This is a genomic window from Microbispora amethystogenes, from assembly GCF_016863015.1.
In the GTDB taxonomy this organism is placed as follows: Bacteria; Actinomycetota; Actinomycetes; order Streptosporangiales; family Streptosporangiaceae; genus Microbispora; species Microbispora amethystogenes.
Genome location: NZ_BOOB01000029.1, coordinates 67,828 through 89,399, shown reverse-complemented (window position 1 = coordinate 89,399; position 21,572 = coordinate 67,828). Strand labels below are relative to the sequence as shown.

The following is a 21,572-nucleotide window of genomic DNA, read 5'->3' as shown; positions in this document are numbered from 1 at the left end:
GCCGGTTAATCGCCGGTTAACTCCTCGCTAAGGTCCCACCCGCGCGCGACCTGCCCCGAAGGCGCGGGCTCCCGTACGATGATGCGGTGAGCGGTCTCGTTCGCTCGGTCTGGCACGAGCCCCGTCCCCCCGACCCGCCCAGGCGGGTGTGGCGCGACTGGGCGCTCGTCGTGGTGCTGGTGCCGCTCGCGGTGCTGGAGGGGGTGCTGCGGCCGGACCTGCCGTGGCGGGTCTTCTCGGTGGTCGTCACCGCGGGGCTGACGCCCGCGCTGCTGTGGCGCCGGACCCGGCCCCTGGAGGCGCTGGCGGCCTGCTTCGTCGTCACGACCCTGGTCCCGGTCGCCCTGGACGGCGCGACGCTCGACATGTACTCCCTGGCCTACCTGCTGATCCTGCCGTACGCGCTGCTGCGGTGGGGGTCGGGCCGCGAGATCGTGATCGGCCTCGCGGTCATGCTCGCCGGGGCCGGCCTGTCCGTGCTCGTCGAGCACGCCGCGCTCGCCGACGCGATCGGCCCGTTCGCCGTCGTGCTCTCCACGACCACGCTGGGCTGGGCGTTCCGCTACCGGGCCAGGGCGAGGGCCCGCGAGCTCGACCAGGTCAAGCTGCTCGAACGCGAGCAACTGGCGCGCGAACTGCACGACACCGTCGCCCACCACGTCTCGGCGATGGCGATCCGCGCGCAGGCGGGCCTCGCCACGGCCGCGTCGCGGCCGGACGCCGCGACCGACGCGCTGCGGGTGATCGAGGCCGAGGCGGCGCGCGCCCTCGACGAGATGCGGGCCATGGTCCGTGTCCTGCGCCGGGACGAGCCGGCGGACCTGACCCCCGGACGGCAGATCGCCGACCTGGAGGGGCTCGCGGCGCCCGGCGGGCCGGACCACCCGTCCGTCGGGGTCGAGATCTCCGGTGACCTCGGCGGCATCTCCCCGTCGGTCGAGGCGGCGGTCTACCGCATCGCCCAGGAGGCGGTCACGAACGCGCTGCGGCACGCCCGCCACGCCACCCGGGTGGCGGTGCACGTCGCCGGGGACGGCCCTTCGGTGTGCCTGCGCGTGAGCGACGACGGCGACGGCGGCTCCGCCCGCCCGCCGGGCCCCGCAGGACACGGCGGGGGATACGGCATCGTCGGCATGGCCGAACGCGCCGACCTGCTCGGCGGCACCTGCGTGGCGGGCCCGGACCCCGGCCGGGGCTGGACCGTCACCGCGGTGCTGCCCAGGAACGGGGTGGCGACGTGAGCATCCGGGTGCTGGTCGCCGACGACCAGGAGATCGTCCGCACCGGGCTCGCGATGATCCTCGACGCCCAGCCCGGCATCGAGGTCGCCGGCACGGCCGCCGACGGGCGGCGGGCCGTCGAGCTCGCGCGGCGCCTGCGCCCGGACGTCTGCCTGTTCGACATCCGCATGCCCGGCGTCGACGGCATCGAGGCGACCCGCTGCCTCGCCGGGCCGGGGGTCGCCGACCCCCTCGCCGTCGTGGTCATCACCACGTTCGACCTGGACGAGTACGTCTACGCCGCGCTGCGGGCCGGCGCCCGGGGGTTCCTGCTCAAGAACGCCGGCGCCGAGATGCTCTCCCAGGCCGTGCACGCCGCCGCCGGAGGGGACGCGCTCATCGCCCCGAGCGTCACCGCGCGGCTGCTCGGAGCCTTCGCCCGGTCCGGCCCCGCCGCACCGGCGGCGCGGCTCGTCGAGCCGCTGACCTACCGGGAGGAGGAGATCCTGGCCGCGGTGGCGCGCGGGCGGACCAACAGCGAGATCGCCGACGAGATGCACATCTCGCTGAGCACGGTCAAGACACACGTCGCCAGCCTGATGGCCAAGCTCGGCGCCCGCAACCGCGTCGAGATCGCCATGTGGGCCTATCAGACGGGCCGCGTCACGGGCTGACGGGCGCGGGCCGGCGGGCGCCGGGCTTACGGGCGCCGGGCCGGCGCCGGACGGCCCACTCGGCCACGGCGAGGTTGATCACCCACGCGAGGGTCATGAGCAGCGCGCGGGGGAGCGGGCCGGGCTGCCCGCCGGTCACCACGACCCAGGGCAGGATGGTCAGCGCCTGGGTGCCCGCGCCCATGCCGAGCGCGTAGCCGCGCGCCATCCACGCGCGGTGCCGGGTGACGTCCCGCCGCCGGATCGCCGTGAAGCCGAGCACGATCGACACGATCATGCCGCCGCCCACCGCCAGCCGTACGCCGACCAGGAGGGCGCTGTCGTCCGGCATGTGCGGGTAGAACAGCGTCATCCACAGGCCCGACAGGGCCGTGACGAGCCCGGCGGGCACCAGCACCCGTCCCGAGACCCGGTGCCAGCGCGGCGCGCGGCGGCGGAGCGCGGGGGCGAACTGCAGGGCGCCGAGAAGGCTGAACAGGGTGACGGCGACGATGTGCGCGACCACGGGGAAGGGCGTCGCGAAATACCGGGCGCTGTCCGCGGTGACCGGTCCGCCGCCGGTGAGCTGGGACAGCCGGGCCGCGCCGGCGACCACGGGCACGGCGCTGAGCGCGATCAGCCCCGCCGGCACCAGCCACTCCCTTTTCCTCCGGCCACCTCGCGGGGGTACGGACCGTCGCGTCGATGTCACGTCTGCCGATGTCAGTTCTGTCATGGCCCGATCGTCGTACGCGGGGCGGGGGCGGTTCATCGGCGGAACGGCTCGATCCGCACCGGTCCATCGGCTGCCGATCGGGCGTACTTTCGGCCGATGAGTCCCGGGCGCGGCGCTTCCTACGCTGGCTCTCCCAGCCACCACCCAGCCACCACCCAGCCAGCCGCAGAGGCGACGAGGAGAGATGCCATGAAGGCCTACGTCCTACGCTCGTACGGCCCGCCCGAGGTCCTGGAGCTCGGCGACGTCCCGACGCCGGCGCCCGGTCCCGGGGAGGTGCTGGTCCGGGTCCGCGCCACCTCCGTCCAGCCGTACGACTGGCACCACATGAGAGGCGAGCCGTACGTCGCGCGCCTGATGGGCGGCACGCTCGGCCCGCGCGGGCCGCGGATCGGCATTCTGGGCGCCGACGTCGCGGGGGAGGTCGAGGCGACCGGTGCGGGCGTCACGGCGTTCCGGCCCGGCGACCAGGTGTTCGCGATGGTCACCGGGGGCGGCTTCGCCGAGTACGTCAGCGTGCGGGAGAGCGAGCTGGTCCGCAAACCGGAGAACCTGTCGTTCGAGCAGGCGGCGGCGGTGCCGCTGGCGGCCGCCACCGCGCTGCTGGCCCTGGACGAAGGGCAGGTCCGGCCGGGGCACGAGGTGCTCGTGAACGGTGCCTCGGGCGGGGTGGGCACCTTCGCCGTGCAGCTCGCCCGGGCGTTCGGCGCCGAGGTCACCGGCGTCTGCGGCCCCCGCAACGTGGACCTGGTCCGGTCGCTCGGCGCGGGCGAGGTCGTCGACTACAGCAGAGCGGACTTCACCCGGACCGCCCGGCGGTACGACCTCCTGCTCGACATCGCGGGCACCCGGCCGGCGGCGGCCTGCCGGCGGGTGCTCAGGCCCCGGGGGACGCACGTTCTCGTCGGCGGGCCGGCCGGACGGTGGCTGCAGCCCGTCGGCCACACGATCGCGGCGCTCGCGACGTCGCCGTTCACGTCGAGGCGGGTGGTCCTCGCCGACGTGACCCGATGCCGCGAGAAGCGGGCGAAGCTGGTCAGGCTGGCCGCGCTGATCGAGCAGGGCGACCTCACCCCGGTCGTCGACCGCGTCTACCCGTTCGACGACCTCCCCGCGGCCGTCCGCTACGTGGAGGAGGGGCACGCGCGCGGGAAGGTCGTCGTCAGCGTGTAAACGGCGTCAGGACTCGGCGACCAGGCCCTCCGGCTCCTCCAGCGCCGCCTCCGCCTGCTCCGGCTCCGTCTCCGGCAGGGCCGTCACGGTCTGCTCGTCCATCTCGGCGCTCACCGGGGTCGGCGTCTCCACCGGCCGCAGCCACACCACGCCGAGCGGCGGCACGCGCAGCCGCGCCGAGCAGGGCAGGCCGTGCCGCGGCGTCTCCACCGCCTCGACGGAGCCCATGTTGCCGACCCCGCTGCCGGCGTACTCGTACGCGTCGGTGTTGAGGATCTCCTCCCACCGGCCCGGGGTCGGCAGGCCCAGGTGGTAGTCGTCGTGCGGCGCGCCGGAGAAGTTGGCGACGCAGGCCAGCACCGAGCCGTCCGCGCCGTACCGGAGGAACGACAGCACGTTGCCCGAGGCGTCGTCCGCGTCGATCCAGCGGAAGCCCTCGTGGGTGTTGTCGCGGGAGTAGAGCGCGGGCGAGTCGCGGTAGACGTGGTTGAGGTCCCTGATCAGCCGCCGCACGCCCTGGTGGAAGTCGAAGTCGAGCAGCCACCAGTCGAGGCCGCCCGCCTCCGACCATTCGGCGCCCTGGCCGAACTCGCCGCCCATGAACAGCAGCTGCTTGCCGGGGTGGGCCCACATGAAGCCGTACAACGCGCGCAGGTTGGCGAAGCGCTGCCACTCGTCGCCGGGCATCTTGCCCAGCAGCGATCCCTTGAGGTGGACGACCTCGTCGTGCGAGAGCGGCAGCACGAAGTTCTCCGAGAAGGCGTACATCAGGGAGAACGTCATCTGGTGGTGGTGATACTGCCGGTAGACGGGCTCCCGGGACATGTAGCTGAGCGTGTCGTGCATCCAGCCCATGTTCCACTTGAAGCCGAATCCGAGACCGCCGAGGTACGCCGGGCGCGAGACGCCGGGCCAGGCCGTCGACTCCTCCGCGATCGTCACGATTCCGGGCTCCTCGCGGTAGACGACCGCGTTCATCTCCTTGAGGAACTCGATCGCGTCGAGGTTCTCCCTGCCGCCGTACTCGTTGGGCGTCCACTCGCCCTCGCGGCGCGAGTAGTCGAGGTAGAGCATCGAGGCCACCGCGTCCACCCGCAGGCCGTCGACGTGGAACTCCTTCAGCCAGAAGAGCGCGTTGGCCACCAGGAAGTTGCGCACCTCCTTGCGGCCGAAGTCGAAGACGTACGTGCCCCAGTCGGGGTGGGTGCCGCGGCGTGGGTCGCCGTGCTCGTAGAGCGGCGTGCCGTCGAAGCGGGCAAGGGCCCACTCGTCCATCGGGAAGTGCGCGGGCACCCAGTCGACGATCACGCCGACGCCCGCCCGGTGCAGCTCGTCCACGAGGTGGCGGAAGTCGTCGGGGGAGCCGAAACGCGAGGTCGGGGCGTAGTACGACGTCACCTGGTAGCCCCACGAGCCGCCGAACGGATGCTCGGCGACCGGCAGGAACTCCACGTGCGTGAACCCCATGTCCGTCACGTACTCGACCAGCTCGCGGGCGAGGTCGCGGTAGGACAGGCCGGGCCGCCAGGAGCCGAGGTGCACCTCGTAGGTGCTCATCGGCTCGACGAGGGCGTCCCGCGACGCGCGGGCGGCCATCCACTCCTCGTCACGCCACTCGTACGCCGGCTTCTCCACGATGCTGGCGGTCGCGGGCGGGATCTCGGTGCGCCGGGCCATGGGGTCGGCCTTCTCCCGCCAGACCCCGTCGAGGCCGAGGATCTGGAACTTGTACCGCGTGCCCTCGCCGATCTCCGGGACGAACAGCTCCCACACGCCGGTCCCGCCGAGCGAGCGCATAGGGTGGGCGCCGCCGTTCCAGTGGTTGAAGTCGCCGATCACCCGCACGCCCTGCGCGTTCGGCGCCCAGACCGAGAACGCCGTGCCGTCCACGTCCTCGTGGCGGACCACCCGCGCCCCGAGCACCTCCCAGAGCCGTTCGTGCCTGCCCTCGCCGATCAGGTGCAGGTCGAGCTCGCCCAGCGTCGGCCAGTGGCGGTACGGATCGTCCGTCTCGTACGGCGGGGCGTCGGGATAGGTGATGCGCAGGCGGTAGTCCGGGACCTTGTCGAGGCCGGGCAGCGTCACCTCGAACACCCCGAAGTCGGTGTGGGCCATCTCGTGCGCCGAGCCGTCGGCCAGCACCTCGACCTTCTCCGCGAAGGGCCGCAGAGCCCTGATCGTGACGCCGTCGGGCCCGGGATGGGCCCCGAGAATCGAATGGGGGTCGTGATGAGCGCCCCCCGCCAGCCGGTCCAAATCCATGTCGCAAACCTGCCCTAGATGTATCCCACCGAACACTGCGATCTTGTCAGCGGAAGGCGGCGAGCGGTATGGGCAACCAGGAGGGCCGGTTGCGCGCCTCGTAGACGACCTCGTACACGGCCTTGCTCAGCTCCAGCGCGCGCAGCAGGACCGCCTCGTCGCCGCGGACCCGCCCGCCGCCCTCGGAGTAGCCGGCGAGGAACGCCGCGCGGTTGCGTTCCGACCACTCGCGGGCCCGGTGCTCCAGCCCGTCGGCGTCCGGGTGGTCGGCCAGCAGATGCCGGGCGGCGTACTCGAACGAGCGCAGCATGCCCGCCACGTCGCGCAGCGGCGAGTCGAGCGCCCGGCGCTCGGCGAGCGGCTGCCCCGGCTCGCCCTCGAAGTCGAGCACGACCCAGTCGGTCATGGTGCGCATGACCTGGCCGAGGTGGTAGTCGCCGTGCACCCGCTGCACCTGCACCGCGTGCCCGAGCTCGCCGAGCCGGTCGAACGCCTCGGCCGCGACGTCGGCGTGCTCGCCGAGCAGCGGCACCTCGGCGACCGCCTTGTCGAGCCTGCGGCGGAACCGCTCGGTCATCCGCTTGAGCTCCGGCGGCTCGATCGTGCCCGTGGGGAAGGCCCGGGCCAGCTCCCGGTGGACCTGCGCGGTGGCCACCCCCAGCCGCCGGGCCTCGCCCGCGAAGTCGCCTCCGGCGTCCTCCGCCGGCATGCCGTCGGCGGACGCGTAGAGATCGCGCACGCTGGTCAGCGCCATCGACCAGCCCTCGTTGGCGTTCCGCAGGTACTCCTGCATGATCGCCAGGGTGGTCGGCTCGTCCTCGAGCGTGGTCTCGATCCAGCCGTACGGCCGGGCCACGTGGGACGAACCCGCGCCGGCGAGCGCCGTGATGATCTCCAGCTCCGGGTTGGTCCCCGGGCTGAGCTGGCGGAACAGCTTGAAGATGTACGTGTCGCCGAACACCAGCGAGGTGTTCGACTGCTCCGCGGTCAGCACGAGGCTGCGCTGCGAGGTGTCGATCTCCACGCCGTCCGCGCGGTGGAAGGCGAGGCCGTCGAACGCGTGGTCCGCGGCCATCCCCTCCAGCAGGTGCGTGGTCAGGGCGGAGTCGTGCAGCGCGTCGTAGACGTCGGCCTCGCGGCCGTCGCGGCGGCACCTGCCGATGCGCACGTGCTCCAGCCGGTCGGGCAGCCGCTCGCGCAGCCCGACCGGGATCTGGTAGCGCGTGCGGCGGTCCCCCTGACGCACGCACACGACCAGATGGAGCAGCGCCGGGTCCCCGCCGGCGATCTCGATCTCGGAGTCGATGGACAGGTCGTCGATGGCGCGCCCCTTGCCGGCGAACCACCGTTGCCCGGTGATCCAGCCGGCCAGAAGCTCCTGAAGTGAAGTCGTCACTCCTCCTTCGTGCCGGCCGTCCGGTGCGTGACGGGCAACGTGAACCAGTAGAACCCATGCCCAGGGAGCGTCAAAAGATACGGAAGTTCGCCGATCGGGGGAAAAGGAACTCCGCCCATGCACTCGACCGGTGTCGATCCCTCGAACCTGCGCAGGTCGAGCTCGACCGGCTGGGGGAAGCGGGAGAGGTTGTTGACGCACAGCACCCGGTCGTCGCCGAGCTCCCGCACGAAGGCGAGCACGCTGGGGTTGGAGGAGTTCAGCTCGGTGAACTCGCCGAGGCCGAACACGGGGTGCCGCTTGCGGATCTCGATCATCCGCTTGGTGAAGTGCAGCAGCGAGCTGGCGCTCTTCTGCTGGGCCTCGACGTTGATCGCCTGGTAGCCGTAGATCGGATCCATGATCACGGGGAGGTAGAGCCGGCCGGGGTCGCAACTGGAGAAGCCCGCGTTGCGGTCGGGGGTCCACTGCATCGGGGTGCGGACGCCGTCGCGGTCGCCGAGCCAGATGTTGTCGCCCATCCCGATCTCGTCGCCGTAGTACATCACCGGCGAGCCGGGCAGGCTCAGCAGCAGTGCGGTGAACAACTCGATCTGGTTGCGGTCGTTGTCCAGCAGCGTGGCCAGGCGCCGCCGGATGCCGACGTTGGCCCGCATCCGCGGGTCCTTGGCGTACTCCGAGTACATGTAGTCGCGCTCTTCGTCGGTGACCATCTCCAGCGTCAACTCGTCGTGGTTGCGCAGGAAGATCCCCCACTGGCAGTTCTCGGGGATCTTGGGCGTCTGGGCCAGGATCTCCGAGATCGGATAGCGCGACTCGCGGCGCACGGCCATGAAGATGCGCGGCATCAGCGGGAAGTGGAAGGCCATGTGGCATTCGTCGCCCCCGGTGACGGGGTCGCCGAAGTACTCCACCACGTCGGCCGGCCACTGGTTGGCCTCGGCCAGCAGCACCCGGTCGGGGTAGAGGCGGTCCACCTCCGCCCGCACCCGCTTGAGGTAGGCGTGCGTCGGGGGCAGGTTCTCGCAGTTGGTGTCCTCCTGCTCGAACAGGTACGGGATCGCGTCCAGGCGGAACCCGTCGATCCCCAGGTCCAGCCAGAACCGGATGACCTCCAGCATCGCGTCCTGCACGGCCGGGTTCTCGAAGTTGAGGTCCGGCTGGTGGTGGAAGAACCGGTGCCAGTAGTACTGCCCCCGCACCGCGTCGAACGTCCAGTTCGACGCCTCGGTGTCGACGAAGATGATCCGCGCGCCGGGGTACTGCTCGTCGGTGTCGCTCCACACGTAGAAGTCGCCGAACGGCCCCTCGGGATCGTTGCGCGAGGCCTGGAACCACGGGTGCTGGTCGCTGGTGTGGTTCATCACCAGGTCGGCGATCACCCGGATGCCCCGCTTGTGCGCCTCGTCCACCAGCCTGATGAAGTCTCCCAGGTCACCGAAGTCCGGGAGGATCTTCATGTAGTCGGAGATGTCGTACCCGCCGTCCTTGAGCGGGGACTCGTACAGCGGGAGCAGCCAGAGGCAGTCGATGCCGAGCCACTGGAGGTAGTCCAGCTTCTCGATCAGGCCGCGGATGTCTCCGGTGCCGTCGCCGTTCGAGTCGGCGAAGCCGCGGATCAGCACCTCGTAGAAGACGGCCCGCTTGTACCAGCGCTGGTCCCGTGGCTCCTCCTCGGTGAAGGTGTTCGGGATCGGCTGCGTGTGGCTGGGCTGTGTGTGGCTGGGCTGCATATGACTGGACTGAGGCGTGGTCGAGCTCACCTGTTGACTCCCCGGAGTGTGCAGGGCTGCGTCACGGGCGGAGCACTGACCCGTGGCGGAGCGTGAGGATGTGTGCGGGTTGTACGTGCGGGTCGAGGCGCACGTAGTTCGCCTGCCCCCAGCGGTACGACTCGCCCGACAGTTGGTCGTCCACGACGAAGTCGGCATGCCAGTCGAGACCGAGGGCGGGCATGTCGAGCCGGACCGTCGCCTCGTGGGTGTTGTATGGATCCAGGTTGACGACGGCCAGTACGACATCGCCTAGTCCGTGCCGTCGTGAGGCCGTGTCATAGGCGCCGGGCAGCCGCTTCGAGAAGCAGATCACGTCCGGCTGGTCGACGTTGTGAAACCGTAGGTTACGCAATTCCTGGAGCGCCGGGTGCGCTCTTCGCAACAAATTGAGCTGGGTAATGAACGGGGCAAGGCTGCGGCCCTCACGCTCCGCCGCCGCCCAGTCACGCGGCCGGTACTGGTACTTCTCGCTGTCGAGATACTCCTCACTGCCCGGGCGGACTGGGACGTTCTCGGCCAGCTCGTACCCGGAGTAGACCCCCCAGGTGGGCGCCGTCAGCGCGGCCAGCACCGCCCGGATCCTGAACGCCGGCACGCCGCCGTGCTGGAGGTACTCGTGCAGGATGTCGGGCGTGTTGACGAACAGGTTCGGCCGCAGGAAGTGCGAGGTCTCGTGGGACAGCTCCCACAGGTACTCCTCGGCCTCCTGCTTGTGGTTGCGCCAGGTGAAGTACGTGTAGGACTGGTGGAAGCCGATCTTGGCGAGGGTCCGCATCATGGCGGGACGGGTGAACGCCTCGGCCAGGAACAGCACGTCCGGGTCGGTCGCGTTGATGTCGGAGATCAGCCGCTCCCAGAACCGCACCGGCTTGGTGTGCGGGTTGTCCACCCGGAAGATCCGCACGCCGTGGTCCATCCAGTGCCGGACGACCCGCTTCACCTCCGCGTAGATCCCCTCGGGGTCCTTGTCGAAGTTCAGCGGATAGATGTCCTGGTACTTCTTCGGCGGGTTCTCCGCGTACGCGATCGTGCCGTCGGCCCGGATGTTGAACCACTCCGGGTGCTCCTTGACCCACGGGTGGTCGGGGGAGCACTGCAGCGCGAGGTCGAGCGCGACCTCCATGCCCAGCTCGCGGGCCTTCGCGACGAACGCGTCGAAGTCCTCGATCGTGCCGAGATCGGGGTGGATCGCGTCGTGGCCGCCCTGCTCCGAGCCGATGGCCCACGGCGAGCCGGGGTCGTACTGGTCGGGCGTCAGGGTGTTGTTGCGGCCCTTGCGGAACTGCGTGCCGATGGGGTGGATCGGCGGCAGGTAGACCACGTCGAAGCCCATCTGGGCGATCGCCGGGAGCCGCCTGGCCGCCGTCCCGAAGGTTCCCGACTTGGGGGCGACGCCCTCCTGCCCCGCCACGGCTCCCTCCGAGCGGGGGAAGAACTCGTACCACGAGCCGAACAGCGCCCGCCGCCGCTCCACCCGCACGCGGAGGCGCCCGGACCGGGTGAGCAGGTCGCGCAGCGGATGCGCGGCGATCAGCTCGGCGGTCTCCGGCAGTTGCGTGACCGCGAAGCGCGCCCGGGGGTCCACGGCGTCGTCCCGCAGGCGGGCCGCCAGGGCCAGCAGCGCGGCCCGGTGCCCGCAGGTGCCGCCCGCCTCCGCCGCCGCCCGGCAGTCCGCGGCCCGCACGCCCTTGGCCGCCCGCTCGAACAGCCGGGCGCCCTCCTCGCACATGAGGTCGGCGTCCATGTCGCGGGGGATCTTGATGCCCGCGTCGTGCGTCCACGTGGCGATCGGGTCGCTCCAGGCCTCCACCCGGAACTGCCACAGCCCTTCGGCGGGCAGCGACACCTCCACGCTCCACCGGTCGGTGCCCGGCCCGGCCTCGCGCATGGGCAGCATCCGGCCCGGCGCGCCGTCGGGGTCGATCAGGACGACGCCGGCGGCGACCGCGTCGTGCCCCTCGCGGAACACCGTCGCGCTGATCTCGAAGGTCTCTCCCGCGGCGGCCTTGGCGGGCCACTGGCCGCAGTCGACGACGGGCTGGATGTCCTGGATGGGAATTCGTCCGATCATCGTCACTTCGTACTCAGGGGCGGCACACCGGGTACCGCCGGCAGGCGGGCAGCACGACAGAAGGGACCCGTAGACCGGAGTCCCACCTCGCTCATACTGGGGTTGCCCTAATAGTCCACTCTTACCCCTGCCGAACGAAAGACCGCTCGCCGTGTTTGGCGCGACGAGGCCTGGAGATCGATCACTGGTGCCGGGGTAGATCGTCCGGCATGGACATCACCAGGTCAAGGGTACTTTGGTGAGGTTTGAACCTGCGTGCTGGGGGTGAAAGCGTTCATCGAAGAACTTGATTCTGCAGTACGACAGGTATGTTTTCGGTCGCGCGTCGTGGCGCTGAGTAACTAGGGTCTGACCTCGTGAGAGCTATCCGCAGGTTCACTGTCCGAACCGTTCTTCCCTCGCAGCTCGCACCTCTGGGTGAGCTGGTCCAGAACCTCCGCTGGTCGTGGCACCCCGAGACCATGGACCTGTTCGCCGAGGTGGATCCCGAGGTCTGGGAGCGTGTCGATCACGACCCCGTCGCGCTGCTGGGCGCGGTCGAGGCCGACAGGTTGCGCGTGCTCGCCCAGGACCGGCGCTTCCTGCGCCGCCTGGCCGACGCCGCCGACGACCTGCGGGAGTACATGACCGCCCCCCGGTGGTACCAGTCGCTGGAGGGCGCCCCCAGGGCGATCGGCTACTTCTCGCCCGAGTACGGCATCGCCGCCGCGCTGCCGCAGTACTCCGGCGGCCTCGGGATCCTCGCCGGCGACCACCTGAAGGCCGCCAGCGACCTCGGCGTGCCGATCCTCGGCGTCGGTCTCCTCTACCGGCACGGCTACTTCACCCAGTCGCTGTCGGCCGAGGGCTGGCAGCTGGAGCACTACCCCTCCCTCGACCCCGGCGGCCTGCCGCTCACGCTGCTGAAGGAGCAGGACGGCGCGCCGGCCCGGGTCGCGATCAGCCTCGCGGGCGGGCGCACGCTGCACGCCCAGGTCTGGGTGGCGCAGGTCGGCCGGGTGCCGCTGCTGCTGCTCGACTCCGACGTCGCCGAGAACGACGCGGTCGCCCGGGACGTCACCGACCGCCTGTACGGCGGGGGCGGCGACCACCGGCTGATGCAGGAACTGCTGCTCGGCATCGGCGGCGTACGGGCCATCCGGGCCTACTGCCGGATCACCGGGCACCCCGAGCCCGAGGTGTTCCACACCAACGAGGGGCACGCGGGCTTCCTCGGCCTGGAGCGCATCCGCGAGCTCACCGAGGCCCGGCTGTCGTTCGAGGAGGCGCTGGAGGCCGTACGGGCCGGGACGGTGTTCACCACGCACACGCCGGTGCCCGCGGGCATCGACCGGTTCCCCGCGGAGATGATCGCCCGCCAGTTCGGCGGCTCGAACGCCTGGCCGACGGTGTCGGTCGACCGCATCCTGGAGCTCGGCGCCGAGCCCGAGGGGCCCGAGGCCGACCCCGCGGTGTTCAACATGGCCGTCATGGGCATGCGGCTGGCCCAGCGCGTCAACGGCGTGTCCGAGCTGCACGGCCGGGTCAGCCAGGAGATGTTCCAGGGCCTGTGGCCGGGCTTCGACGTCGACGAGGTGCCGATCGGCTCGATCACCAACGGCGTCCACGCCCCGACCTGGGTGGGCCGGGAGATGATGGAGCTCGCCGGCAAGGAACTGCCGTCGCTGATCGACAAGGCGCAGGGCTGGGAGGGCGTGCACAAGCTCTCCGACGCTGACATCTGGGGCATCCGGGGCACGCTCCGGGCCCGCCTGGTGGAGGAGGCGCGCCGGCGGCTGCGGAAGTCGTGGCGGCAGCGCGGCGCCACCGAGGCCGAGCTGACCTGGGTGGACGAGGCGCTCGACCCGGACGTGCTGACGATCGGGTTCGCCCGGCGGGTGCCCTCCTACAAGCGGCTCACCCTCATGCTCAACCAGCCCGACCGGCTGCGCAGGCTGCTGCTCGATCCGGACAAGCCGGTTCAGATCGTCATCGCCGGCAAGGCGCACCCCGCCGACGAGGGCGGCAAGAAGCTCATCCAGCAGATCGTGCGCTTCGCCGACTCCGAGGACGTGCGGCACCGCATCGTCTTCCTGCCCGACTACGACATGGCGCTCGGGCAGCTCATGGTCACCGGGTCGGACGTGTGGATGAACAACCCGCTGCGCCCCCTGGAGGCGTGCGGCACGTCCGGCATGAAGGCGGCGCTCAACGGCGGTCTCAACCTGTCCATCCGCGACGGATGGTGGGACGAGTGGTACGACGGCACCAACGGGTGGGCGATTCCCAGCGCCGACGGGGTGGACGACGTCGACCGGCGCGACGAGCTGGAGGCCACGGCGTTGTACGACCTCGTCGAGCGCGAGGTGGCCGACCGGTTCTACGACCGGGCCGCCGACGGCCTGCCGCGGCGCTGGCTGGAGATGGTCAAGCACACGCTCAGCTCGCTCGGGCCGAAGGTGCTCGCCGGCCGGATGCTTAACGACTACGTCACCGACCTCTACACCCCGGCCGCCACCAGCGCCCGTGTGCTCGCGGCGGACGGCTTCGACAACGCCCGGCTGTTCGCCGCCTGGAAGCTGCGCGTGGCCAAGGCGTGGCCGGGGGTGCGGGTCGAGCACGTGGAGGCGGCCGGTGTGGGGGACACCCCCGAGCTGGGAGCCCAGCTGGAGCTGCGGGCCACGATCGCCCTCGGCGAGCTGTCCGCCGAGGACGTGCGGGTCGAGGCGGCGTACGGCCGCGTGGGACCGCACGACGAGCTTCTCGCGCCGTGCTACGTCACGCTCAAGGCCGACTCGTCGGGCGACGACGGCCGGGCGCACTACACCGGCGCCGTGCCGCTGGACCGCACCGGCGCGTTCGGCTACTCGGTGCGGGTGGTCCCGTCCCACCCGCTGATGGCGTCCCCGGCGGAGCTGGGCCTGATCGCCGTACCGGAGGAGCCGGTCGGGATGACCAACGGCACCCTGAGGTAACCCTGGGCCGATGCGTGGCCTGTCCCCCCTCGTCCTGCTTTCGCCGCAGGTGAGGGGGGGTAGACCCGCACCATGGCACAGGTGCTGCACATCGGGATGGTCGCGCCGCCGTGGTACGACATCCCGCCCCGCGCGTACGGCGGCATCGAGGCGGTCGTGCACGGGCTGGTCCAGGGTCTGCGGCACCGGGGGCACCGGGTGACCGTGATCGGGGCCGGCCCGACCGTGGACCTGCGGACCTACGACGAGCCGCCCTCGGCGCGCATCGGCGACCCCTTTCCCGAGGTGGTGCACGCGGCCGGGGCGGCCCGCCTGCTGCGGGGCCTGGACGTGGACGTCGTCCACGACCACTCGCTGGCGGGGCCGCTCACCGCCGCCGCCCGGCTCGTGCCGACGATCGTCACCTGCCACAACCACGTGGGCGGTGAGCTCGGTGACTACTACCGGAGGCTCGGGCCGGACGTGGCGCTGGTGGCCGTCTCCGCCGCCCAGCGCGCCCACGCGCCCGACCTCAACTGGACGGCGCGGGTGCACAACGCGGTGGACGCCGCGGCGTGGCCGTTCCGGGAGCACAAGGACGAGTGGGTCCTGTGGCTGGGGCGGATGAGCCCCGACAAGGGCGCGCACCTCGCGGTCGAGGCGGCGCGCGCGGCGGGCCGCCGCATCCTGCTGGTCGGCAGGCAGGCCGAGCCGGTGGAGGTCGCCTACTTCCGGCGGCGGGTGTCGCCGCTGCTCGGCCCGGACGCCGAATACCTGGGTGAGGCGGACGGCGCGCTCAGGAGCGAACTGTTCTCGCGGGCCCGATGCCTGGTGCTTCCACTGCTCTGGGACGAGCCGTTCGGCATGGTCATGATCGAGGCGATGGCCTGCGGCACGCCGGTGGTCGCGCTGCGCCGGGGCGCGGTCCCGGAGATCGTGGTGGACGGGGTGACCGGATTCGTCCGCGACACGCCGGCCGAACTGCCGGCGGCGATCGAGGCCGTCTCCGCGCTGGACCCGCGCGCGGTGCGCGCCCGCGTCGAACGGCACTTCGACCTGCCCGTCATGGTGCAGGGATATGAGCAGGTGTACCGCAAGGCGATGGCGCGGGAGCCCGGCGCTCCCCGGCGGCCCCTCCCGCTCGGACGCTGATCTCCGTTCTAGGGTGAGGGCCATGGGTGAATTCGTCAGGGTGGAGACCTCGGGGCACATCGCCACGATCCGGCTCGACCGGCCGAAGATGAACGCGCTGAACCGGCAGGTCCAGGAGGAGATCGCGGAGGCCGCGCGGCTCGTGGACGCCGATCCGGACGCGCACGCGGTCGTCGTGTACGGCGGGGAGCGCGTCTTCGCCGCCGGGGCCGACGTCAAGGAGATGGCGGTCATGTCCTACGCCGAGATGGCCGTGCACTCGCGTACGCTGCAGGACTGCTTCACCGCCGTCGCGCGGATCGGCAAGCCCGTCATCGCGGCGATCACCGGGTACGCCCTGGGCGGCGGCTGCGAGCTCGCGCTGTGCGCCGACCTCCGGGTGGCGGGCGAGAGCGCGAAGCTCGGCCAGCCGGAGATCACCCTCGGGATCATCCCGGGCGCGGGGGGCACCCAGCGCCTGCCCCGGCTCGTCGGCCCGGCCAGGGCGAAGGACCTGATCTTCACCGGGAGGCACGTCTCCGCCGCCGAGGCGCTCGCGATCGGCCTGGTGGACCGGGTCGTCCCCGACGAGGAGGTCTATTCGGCGGCGCTCGAACTCGCCGCCACCTTCGCCGGGGGAGCGGCTGCCGCGATCCGGGCGGCCAAGCTGGCCGTCGACCACGGCCTGGAGACCGACCTGGACACCGGCCTGGAGATCGAGCGGCTCCAGTTCTCCGGTCTGTTCGCCACCGAGGACGCCAGAGAGGGCATGACGGCCTTCGCCGAGAAACGCCGCCCCACCTTCACCGGCCACTGAAACGGCCTCCGGAGTTGGGCCGAGATCGCTCCAAAATGCCGCTATCGTGGCGGTTCATGATGCGGTTGCGAGTCCTGACCCCGTCACGGTTGCGCCGGGCGCTGCTGTCCCGGCTCGATTCGCGGTACGTCACCAAACCCGACCACCGGCAGGACCTCAAGGACGCCCTGTGGGAGGTGCAGATGCTCCGCCGGGAGGTCGTGGCGCTGCGCGACGAGATCGACCGGCTGCGGCGGGGGAGCGCGGCGCCGGTGAAGGCGGCCGCCGACCCGAAGGCGGCCGAGGCGCACCGCCTCGCGACCGAGACCGCCGAGGCGGTCGACACGCTGCTGCAGAACGAGATGCGCATCTGGCAGGCGATCGACGGCCTGTCGGCGCGCGTGGGCGACTCCGGGCGTGTGGGGTAGCCGGTCATGCGGGTGACATGGACGCGTGACGAGGGCGTGTGGCGGCTGGTCTTCCTGCTCGACCCCGAGGACGAGACCACGGGGGCCTGCACCGACGGCACCCCGGTCGAACTGCGGACGAACTCCTGTCACGTCCACACGGGAGCCGGCGGCGGGTCTCCCCACCCCGACCTGCTCGCGCTGTCCGCCTGGACGGTCGTCGCCCCGTGGACCCGCCGCCGGGTGACCTTCGACCGGCCGATCTCTCCGGGACTCGCCGAGGCGCTGCGTACGGGATGGGGGGTGGACGCCGGGCCGGTGGGAGAGGACGCCAGGAGCGGCGCCCGCCTGGCCGTCTCCTACAGCGGCGGCGCCGACTCGATGGCCGTGGCCGCGATGTTCCCCGACGCGCCGTTCGTTCACTTCCAGCGGGTGAGTCATCCGCGCGTGCCGAACCGGTGGACGCACTACCGCGCCGAGGTGCTCGCCGATCTCGCCCGGCGCACCGGCCGGGAGCTCCACATCGTCCCGTCGGACCTGGAGTTCCTGCTCAGCCGTCCCCGGCCCGGTTATCCGGAGCACCACGCCGTCACCGTGGGGGCGCTGCTCCTCGCGGACGACCTGGATCTGGGCGGCGTCGCCCTGGGCTACGAGCTGGGGTCGCGATGGCTCGACAACGGCCGGCAGGCCGACCGCTTCACGTCGGACAACCCCATGTGGGGGACGCACGGGCCGTGGGGCCGGCTGTACGCCGCCGCCGGTGTCCCGCTGGCGCTCCCGGTCGGCGGGGTGAGCGAGCCCGTGACCATGCGCATGGCGCTGGGCTCCGACCTCGCGCATCTGGTGCGCTGGTGCCTGCGTGGTGACATGTCCGGACCATGCCAGAAGTGCGGCAAGTGCCTGCGCAAGGAGCTGATCCTCGCCGCCGTCGAGGGACGCCCGCTCAAGACGACGCTCACTGCCCGATCAGTCCCCGCCCGCCCCTGGCAGCAGCCGCCGCCGTACCCTGGCCAGGAGACGATCGAGTACGGCTGCGCGCGGGTGCCGGGCATCGAGACCACGCCGTTCGCCAACGCGGCGGAGCATCTCCGGGCGACCGTGGAGTCCACCCGCTGGATGGACCACTGCTATCCCCCCGCGATCGACGAGACGCCGGAGCCCTGGCGCGGGGAGGTCGGCGCCTACATGCGGGAGCACGTCGGGCTCATGACCGCGGACGAGCAGCGCCAGGTGGAGGCATGGACGGCGGTATGAAGATCTATCTCTCGGTGGACATGGAGGGGGTCACCGGCCTCACCGACCCCGAGGAGATGCACCACGGCGGCCGGGGCTACGAGCGCGGCTGCGAGCTGATGACGGGGGACGCCAACGCGGTCGTCCAGGGCGCCTTCGACGCCGGCGCGGCGTCCGTGCTGGTGAACGACGCGCACGGGTCCACCAAGAACCTCAGGATCGACCTGCTGGACGAGCGGGCCACCCTCATCAGGGGCCCGGGCAAGCCGCACCGCATGGGCCAGGGCCTCGTCGCGGGCATGGACGCCGCCTGCCTCGCCGGCTACCACGCCCGCGCGGGGGTGGCGCACGGCGTGCTCAACCACACCTGGATGGGCAGGGAGATCCAGAACGTCTACCTGAACGGCGAGATCTGCGGCGAGACCCGGCTGGTCGCCGGCTTCGCGGGGTCGATGGGCGTGCCGGTCGCGCTCGTCGCCGGCGACGAGGCGGTCTGCGAGGAGGCCCGGGAGCTGCTCGGCGACGTCGAGACCGTCGCCGTGAAGAAGGGCGTCGACAGGTTCTCCGCCGAGTTGCTGCCCCCGGCCGTCGCCTGGCGGCGGATCCGCGAGGGCACGGCGCGGGCCCTCGGCCGGCTGGCCGGCTTCCGGCCCTACGTGGTCGAGCCGCCGTACGTCCTGGGCGTGGAGTGGAACTCCACCGCCATCGCGGCGGCCTGCGCGATCATCCCCGGCGTGCGGCTCGTGGACCCCCGGCACACCGAGTTCGCCACGGACGACTACCACGAGATCATGGCCCTGTTCGGGCTCTTCTCCATGATCGGCGGGCAGGTCGCCTGCGGCAGCGGCCGGTACGGCTGACGTCCCGCGCCCCACACTCCACCTACGCGGTCAAGGAGGACCGAATGCCGCTCGAATGGGTTCCCGTCTCCGACCGGCCGGATCTGCTCGCCGATCCCGTCGCCAAGGCCGTCGCCTCGCTCGGCGTGCCGCCGCGGGTGGCCGAGATCGACCCCGGCCTCGCCGACACCGCGGCCTTCTGCGAGCGGTACGGCGTGGCGATGGAGGACTCGGCCAACTGCGTGATCGTGAGCGCCAGGCGCGGTGGGGAGACGAGGTACGCGGCCGTCATGGTGCTCGCCACGATGCGGGCCGACGTCAACGGCGTCGTGCGGCGTCATCTGGACGCCAGGAAGGCGTCCTTCGCCCCGCAGGCGGAGGCCGTCGAACTGACCGGAATGGAGTACGGCGGCATCACCCCGATCGGGCTGCCCGACGGCTGGCCGGTGCTCGTTGACGAAAACGTGACCCGGCTGTCGTTCGTCGTGATCGGCAGCGGCGTCCGCCGCTCCAAGCTGGCGCTTTCCGGCGAGGCGCTGGTCGAGGCGACCCGTGGGGAGGTCCTCGCGCTCACCGTGTGATCACCCGCCCGGAAACCGATCGCGTCCTTTCTCCGTTGTGCTGAGCGGAGATGTGGCGCGATGGTTCACTCATGGGCGTTCTTTTAGTCGGTATGGTGCTAAGGCGATGAATCAAGACGACCGACTCGGCCCGTACCGGCTGCTCCGGCGGCTCGGTGAGGGTGGCATGGGGGTGGTCCACCTCGCCCTGGACCCGCAGGGCCGGCAGGTGGCGGTCAAGGTCCTGCGCCCGGAGGTGGCGGGGGACGACGTGGCGCGCAGGCGGCTGTCACGCGAGGTCGAGACCATGCGCAGGGTGCGCGGGCGGCACATCGCGGAGGTCGTCGACGCCGACGTCACCGGCCGCCGGCCGTACATCGTCACGCGGTACGTGCCGGGACGGGCGCTGGACGAGATCGTCAAGAAGGACGGCCCGCTGCCGCTCGACGGTGTGCTCAAGGTCGCCATGGGGGTCGCCGAGGCGCTCGCCGCCGTCCACGCCGCTGGGGTCATCCACCGCGACCTGAAGCCGGGCAACGTGCTGATGCTGGACGGCCAGCCGGTCCTCATCGACTTCGGCATCGCCCAGGCGGTGGACGCCACCCGGCTCACCCAGACCGGGATGTTCATCGGCACGCCCGGCTATCTCGCCCCGGAGATCATCGAGGGCCACGAGGCGGGGCCGCAGGTCGACGTGCACGCCTGGGCCGGCACCGTGCTGTACGCCGCGACCGGCCAGCCGCCGTTCGGCAAGGGCACGCTGGAGATGATCTTCTTCAACATCACCTCCGGGCGGGCCAACGTGGACGCCGCCCCGGCGCCGATCCAGCCGGTGCTGCGCGCCGCGTTCAACCGCGATCCGGTCAGACGGCCGACGTCGGCCGAGCTGGTGCGGCAGGTCGGCCGGCTCATGCCGCAGGGCGCGGGGGGCAGGCCGCGGGTGCCCGACGAGATCACCACGGTGCCCAACGTCGACGACACCGGCGGCCAGCAGATGCCCGACTTCGGCGGCCGGTCACCGGCGCGACCGCAGACGGCCGGACCACAGGCGGCCGGACCGGTGGTGACGCCGCCGGTCGCGCCCGTGGCGACGCCTCCGGTCACGCCGTCGCGCCCCGCCGACCGGGCGGAGGAGTTCGTCTCGCTGCTGCGGGACACGCCCGTGGCGGGCCAGGGCGGCGATCCCTTCCCGACCGTGCGGGTCACCGGGGAGGACCTGCGCAAAGCGGGCCTCGGGTCGCCGGCGGAGGGCGACATCCCCACCCGGACGCCCCCGTCCCGCCCCGGCACGCACCCGGCCACCGGGTCTTCTCCGGCGACCGGGCCCGACGAGTGGCGCACGCCGATGCTGCGGCCGGAGGGGGACGTCCCCACGCGGCGGGTCACCTCCGAGGAGGTGCGCCAGGCCGTCACCGGCGGCGCCGCGCTGCCGCACGACCCGCCGCCGCCGCCGCGCCAGGCTCCGCGCGAGGCGGGCCCGCACGGGCCGGGCTCACAGGGGATGGGCTCGCAGGGGACGGGGCACCGGGACGTCGCGGCCCGCGACCAGGCCCTCTTCGGGCACGCGCCGGAGATCTACGAGCAGACGCCGCACATCCACCAGCACTATCCGCCCCCGCAGAACGCCCATCAGCAGAACCTCCACGAGCAGAACCTCCACGAGCAGAACCTCCACCAGCAGAACACCGTCCAGCAGAATCCGGCACCGTACATGCCGACGCTGCGGGTGCCGCCGCCGACCGTGCCGCCGTTCCCGCCCGGTGGGCTGCTCCAGCGCTCCAGGGCGTACGGCGTGGCGAGCGCGCTGCTGCTCGTCGTGATGACGAGCCTCGCGGTGGTCGCGCCGATGCTGGTCTGCCTGCTGGCCGTGCCGGTCGCGGTGCTGCTCCGCGCCGCCGACCTCGACCAGGCGCACCTCAACACCCGCCGCGCGGCGGGCGCCGCGGCCACGGACGTGCTGCGGGTGGTGGGCCGGCCGGCGGCGCTCGTCAGGTCCGCCGGGATCACGCTGGCGCTCGTGCCGTACGCGCTGGTCCTGGGGCTGGCCGTGACGCTGGCGCTCACCGTGCTCGTGGGGTCGGCGCCCTTGCTCGCCGCGCTGAGCTGGGGCGTCGCGGTGGCGCTGTGGACGCTGTGCGCGGGGCCGGGGGTGACCGGCCCGAGCCGGCAGATGCGGCGGACCCTCGCCTCGCTCGCTCCCGGCGACGGCGCGGCGCAGGGGCTCGCCTGGGGGATCGGGGCGTTCGCGGTGCTCACGGCGGCGATCGCGCTCGCCGCCCTCCTGGGTAAACAGACAGCAGGGCACTTCTGGGGCCCAATCGACGTTCTGTCAGTACTTGATCGGCTCGGGGACCTGCGGAGACAGGCAGGGTATGGGTGACGGGGGA

At 72.0% G+C, this 21,572-nt stretch carries 16 protein-coding genes; 11 read left to right on the top strand and 5 right to left on the bottom strand.

The window, feature by feature from the left end; translation table 11 throughout:
- Positions 1-86: 86 nt before the first annotated feature.
- A complete protein-coding gene (locus Mam01_RS20400; protein WP_204286844.1) occupies positions 87-1,241 on the top strand; it encodes a sensor histidine kinase in 1,155 nt (384 codons plus the stop codon).
- Positions 1,238-1,894 (top strand): response regulator, encoded by a 657-nt coding sequence (locus Mam01_RS20395; RefSeq protein WP_204286843.1) that lies wholly within the window; start codon positions 1,238-1,240, stop codon positions 1,892-1,894. Before Mam01_RS20400 ends, Mam01_RS20395 begins: the two co-directional genes overlap by 4 nt.
- Here the strand turns inward: Mam01_RS20395 and Mam01_RS20390 are convergent.
- The gene (locus Mam01_RS20390) at positions 1,884-2,525 is read right to left on the bottom strand and encodes a DUF2306 domain-containing protein (RefSeq protein ID WP_239101459.1); all 642 of its coding nucleotides are present in this window, start codon (positions 2,523-2,525) and stop codon (positions 1,884-1,886) included. The two genes, Mam01_RS20395 and Mam01_RS20390, sit on opposite strands and share 11 nt — an antisense overlap.
- 273 nt (positions 2,526-2,798) lie before the next feature.
- Here Mam01_RS20390 and Mam01_RS20385 point away from each other — a divergent pair, with 273 nt between their 5' ends.
- Positions 2,799-3,782 carry an NAD(P)-dependent alcohol dehydrogenase gene (locus tag Mam01_RS20385; RefSeq protein ID WP_204286841.1) on the top strand — a complete coding sequence of 328 codons (984 nt, stop codon included), beginning with the start codon at positions 2,799-2,801 and terminating at the stop codon, positions 3,780-3,782.
- A 6-nt stretch (positions 3,783-3,788) separates the two neighbouring features.
- Here the strand turns inward: Mam01_RS20385 and glgB are convergent, their stop codons facing one another.
- The 4 genes from glgB to Mam01_RS20365 all read right to left on the bottom strand — a co-directional run bounded on the left by glgB (position 3,789) and on the right by Mam01_RS20365 (position 11,286).
- Entirely contained in the window at positions 3,789-6,044 is a 2,256-nt protein-coding gene (glgB, locus tag Mam01_RS20380) for a 1,4-alpha-glucan branching protein GlgB (protein ID WP_204286840.1), read from the bottom strand.
- A 46-nt stretch (positions 6,045-6,090) separates the two neighbouring features.
- Entirely contained in the window at positions 6,091-7,440 is a 1,350-nt protein-coding gene (locus Mam01_RS20375) for a maltokinase N-terminal cap-like domain-containing protein (protein ID WP_204286839.1), read from the bottom strand.
- Positions 7,437-9,173: a maltose alpha-D-glucosyltransferase gene (gene treS, locus Mam01_RS20370; RefSeq protein ID WP_204286865.1), complete on the bottom strand. Its 1,737-nt coding sequence runs from the start codon at positions 9,171-9,173 to the stop codon at positions 7,437-7,439. Before treS ends, Mam01_RS20375 begins: the two co-directional genes overlap by 4 nt.
- A 61-nt stretch (positions 9,174-9,234) precedes the next feature.
- Positions 9,235-11,286 carry an alpha-1,4-glucan--maltose-1-phosphate maltosyltransferase gene (locus Mam01_RS20365; RefSeq protein WP_204286838.1) on the bottom strand — a complete coding sequence of 684 codons (2,052 nt, stop codon included), beginning with the start codon at positions 11,284-11,286 and terminating at the stop codon, positions 9,235-9,237.
- Positions 11,287-11,642: 356 nt separating this feature from the next.
- Between Mam01_RS20365 and glgP the strand changes: the two genes are divergently transcribed.
- From glgP to Mam01_RS36790, 8 genes are all read left to right on the top strand, one after another.
- On the top strand, positions 11,643-14,240 hold the full coding sequence (glgP, locus tag Mam01_RS20360; RefSeq protein WP_204286837.1) for an alpha-glucan family phosphorylase: 2,598 nt from the start codon (positions 11,643-11,645) through the stop codon (positions 14,238-14,240).
- A gap of 72 nt (positions 14,241-14,312) precedes the next feature.
- The gene (locus Mam01_RS20355) at positions 14,313-15,371 is read left to right on the top strand and encodes a glycosyltransferase family 4 protein (RefSeq protein ID WP_204286836.1); all 1,059 of its coding nucleotides are present in this window, start codon (positions 14,313-14,315) and stop codon (positions 15,369-15,371) included.
- Between the two features lie 22 nt (positions 15,372-15,393).
- Positions 15,394-16,167: an enoyl-CoA hydratase/isomerase family protein gene (locus Mam01_RS20350; RefSeq protein ID WP_204286835.1), complete on the top strand. Its 774-nt coding sequence runs from the start codon at positions 15,394-15,396 to the stop codon at positions 16,165-16,167.
- A gap of 56 nt (positions 16,168-16,223) precedes the next feature.
- The gene (locus tag Mam01_RS20345; RefSeq protein WP_150935505.1) at positions 16,224-16,574 is read left to right on the top strand and encodes a hypothetical protein; all 351 of its coding nucleotides are present in this window, start codon (positions 16,224-16,226) and stop codon (positions 16,572-16,574) included.
- Between the two features lie 6 nt (positions 16,575-16,580).
- Positions 16,581-17,807 carry a DUF6395 domain-containing protein gene (locus Mam01_RS20340; protein ID WP_204286834.1) on the top strand — a complete coding sequence of 409 codons (1,227 nt, stop codon included), beginning with the start codon at positions 16,581-16,583 and terminating at the stop codon, positions 17,805-17,807.
- Positions 17,804-18,646, top strand: a complete 843-nt coding sequence (locus Mam01_RS20335; RefSeq protein ID WP_204286833.1) for a M55 family metallopeptidase — start codon at positions 17,804-17,806, stop codon at positions 18,644-18,646. The genes Mam01_RS20340 and Mam01_RS20335 overlap by 4 nt, the downstream gene beginning before the upstream one ends.
- 44 nt (positions 18,647-18,690) lie before the next feature.
- Positions 18,691-19,206: a YbaK/EbsC family protein gene (locus tag Mam01_RS20330; RefSeq protein WP_204286832.1), complete on the top strand. Its 516-nt coding sequence runs from the start codon at positions 18,691-18,693 to the stop codon at positions 19,204-19,206.
- Positions 19,207-19,312: 106 nt separating this feature from the next.
- Positions 19,313-21,565 (top strand): serine/threonine-protein kinase, encoded by a 2,253-nt coding sequence (locus tag Mam01_RS36790; RefSeq protein WP_239101458.1) that lies wholly within the window; start codon positions 19,313-19,315, stop codon positions 21,563-21,565.
- Positions 21,566-21,572 lie beyond the last annotated feature (7 nt).